The organism is Aerococcus kribbianus, from assembly GCF_026805545.1.
Classification (GTDB): Bacteria; Bacillota; Bacilli; order Lactobacillales; family Aerococcaceae; genus Aerococcus; species Aerococcus kribbianus.
Genome location: NZ_JAPRFR010000005.1, coordinates 1 through 3,123 on the forward strand (window position 1 = coordinate 1; position 3,123 = coordinate 3,123).

Here is a 3,123-nt window from a genome sequence, read left to right on the forward strand (position 1 = left end):
ACATTGTTCTTTGAAAACTGAATACTGTAAGTAATAAACCACATTGTCATTATTTCTACCAGGAGATAATGATGATGGAAAACCAATTTTACCAAGAGTAAAACCAAAAGAAGTTTCTTAATAAGAAGCTTTTCGCGAATCATACAACTTAACCAATGGTTAAGTGACTAAGGGCGCATGGTGAATGCCTTGGCACTAGGAGCCGATGAAGGACGGGACGAACACCGATATGCTTTGGGGAGCTGTAAGTAAGCATTGATCCAGAGATTTCCGAATGGGGGAACCCGACTACTTTGATAGGTAGTTATCGTTTTGTGAATACATAGCAAAACGAGGGAAGACGCAGGGAACTGAAACATCTCATTACCTGCAGGAAGAGAAAGCAAACGCGATTTCCACAGTAGCGGCGAGCGAAATGGAAAGAGGCCAAACCAAAGAGCTTGCTCTTTGGGGTTGTAGGACTGACGCATGTATCTAGACGTGTAGTTGAATCACCTGGAATGGTGAATCAGAGAAGGTTAAAATCCTGTAAACGAAACATGAACGGAGCTTGTCAGTATCCTGAGTACGACGGAACACGTGAAATTCCGTCGGAATCCGGGAGGACCATCTCCCAAGCCTAAATACTCCCTAGTGACCGATAGTGAACCAGTACCGTGAGGGAAAGGTGAAAAGCACCCCGGGAGGGGAGTGAAATAGTACCTGAAACCATGTGCCTACAAGCAGTCAGAGCCCGTTAATGGGTGATGGCGTACTTTTTGTAGAACGGACCGGCGAGTTACGATTGCATGCAAGGTTAAGTAGCAGATACGGAGCCGTAGCGAAAGCGAGTCTGAAGTGGGCGTCGAGTATGTAGTCGTAGACCCGAAACCAGGTGACCTACCCATGTCCAGGTTGAAGGTGCGGTAAAACGCACTGGAGGACCGAACCCACGTCTGTTGAAAAAGGCGGGGATGAGGTGTGGGTAGCGGAGAAATTCCAATCGAACTTGGAGATAGCTGGTTCTCTCCGAAATAGCTTTAGGGCTAGCCTCGGATGATGATAATTGGAGGTAGAGCACTGTTTGATCTAGGGGTCCAACTAGGATTACCGAAATCTGATAAACTCCGAATGCCAAATTATTTAATCCGGGAGTCAAACTGCGAGTGATAAGATCCGTAGTTGAAAGGGAAAGAGCCCAGACCACCAGCTAAGGTCCCAAAGTTTCAGTTAAGTGGAAAAGGATGTGGGGTTGCTTAGACAACTAGGATGTTGGCTTAGAAGCAGCCATCATTTAAAGAGTGCGTAATAGCTCACTAGTCGAGTGACCCTGCGCCGAAAATGTACCGGGGCTAAACTGAACACCGAAGCTGTGGATCCGTAAGGATGGTAGGAGAGCGTTCTAAGGGCATAGAAGGTCGATCGTAAGGACGGCTGGAGCGCTTAGAAGTGAGAATGCCGGTATGAGTAGCGAAAGACGGGTGAGAATCCCGTCCACCGAATGACTAAGGTTTCCTGGGGAAGGCTCGTCCTCCCAGGGTTAGTCGGGACCTAAGCCGAGACCGAAAGGTGTAGGCGATGGCCAACAGGTTGAGATTCCTGTACTTGTCATGCTTGTTTGAGCAATGGAAGGACACAGGAGGCTAAGCAGAGCGCGGAGATGGAAAAACGCGTCCAAGCAATAAGTCTGATGCAGAGTGAAATGCTTCGCATTAAAGACAAGTTGTGATGGGGAGAGAATTAAAGTATCGAAGCTGCTGATGTCACACTGTCGAGAAAAGTTTCTAGTGAGAGTATGACAACCCGTACCGCAAACCGACACAGGTAGTTGAGTGGAGAACACTAAGGTGAGCGAGAGAACCCTCGTTAAGGAACTCGGCAAAATGACCCCGTAACTTCGGGAGAAGGGGTGCTGACCGCAAGGTCAGCCGCAGTGAATAGGCCCAAGCGACTGTTTATCAAAAACACAGGTCTCTGCAAAATCGAAAGATGACGTATAGGGGCTGACGCCTGCCCGGTGCTGGAAGGTTAAGAGGAGTTGTTAGCATTAGCAAAGCAACGAGTTGAAGCCCCAGTAAACGGCGGCCGTAACTATAACGGTCCTAAGGTAGCGAAATTCCTTGTCGGGTAAGTTCCGACCCGCACGAAAGGCGTAACGATTTGGGCACTGTCTCAACGAGGGACTCGGTGAAATTGTAGTACCAGTGAAGATGCTGGTTACCCGCGACAGGACGGAAAGACCCCATGGAGCTTTACTGCAGGTTGATATTGAATGTTTGTGTGACATGTACAGGATAGGTAGGAGCCATAGAAACCGGCACGCTAGTGTCGGTGGAGGCAATGGTGGGATACTACCCTTGTGACATGACCATTCTAACCCGCGGCCGTAAACCGGTCGGGAGACAGTGTCAGTCGGGCAGTTTGACTGGGGCGGTCGCCTCCTAAAATGTAACGGAGGCGCCCAAAGGTTCCCTCAGAATGGTTGGAAATCATTCGCAGAGTGTAAAGGCAGAAGGGAGCTTGACTGCGAGACCTACAAGTCGAGCAGGGACGAAAGTCGGGCTTAGTGATCCGGTGGCACCGTATGGAAGGGCCATCGCTCAACGGATAAAAGCTACCCTGGGGATAACAGGCTTATCTCCCCCAAGAGTTCACATCGACGGGGAGGTTTGGCACCTCGATGTCGGCTCATCGCATCCTGGGGCTGAAGTCGGTCCCAAGGGTTGGGCTGTTCGCCCATTAAAGCGGTACGCGAGCTGGGTTCAGAACGTCGTGAGACAGTTCGGTCCCTATCCGTCGCGGGCGTTGGAAATTTGAGAGGAGCTATCCTTAGTACGAGAGGACCGGGATGGACACACCGCTGGTGTACCAGTTGTCTTACCAAGGGCAGAGCTGGGTAGCTATGTGTGGATAGGATAAACGCTGAAAGCATCTAAGCGTGAAACCTTCCTCAAGATGAGATTTCCCATATCTATAAGATAGTAAGACCCCTGAAAGATGATCAGGTCGATAGGCTGGAAGTGGAAGTGCAGTAATGTATGGAGCGGACCAGTACTAATGAGTCGAGGACTTATCCAAATGGATAGTTGTATGATGGTTGGTTTATGAAAACAGTATTCAGTTTTGAGCGAATAATGCTCAATA

At 49.3% G+C, this 3,123-nt stretch carries 1 rRNA gene; it reads left to right on the forward strand.

What is annotated here, in order from left to right:
- The first annotated feature begins 157 nt into the window (after nucleotides 1-157).
- Nucleotides 158-3,057, forward strand: a 23S ribosomal RNA gene (locus OW157_RS07585).
- Nucleotides 3,058-3,123 lie beyond the last annotated feature (66 nt).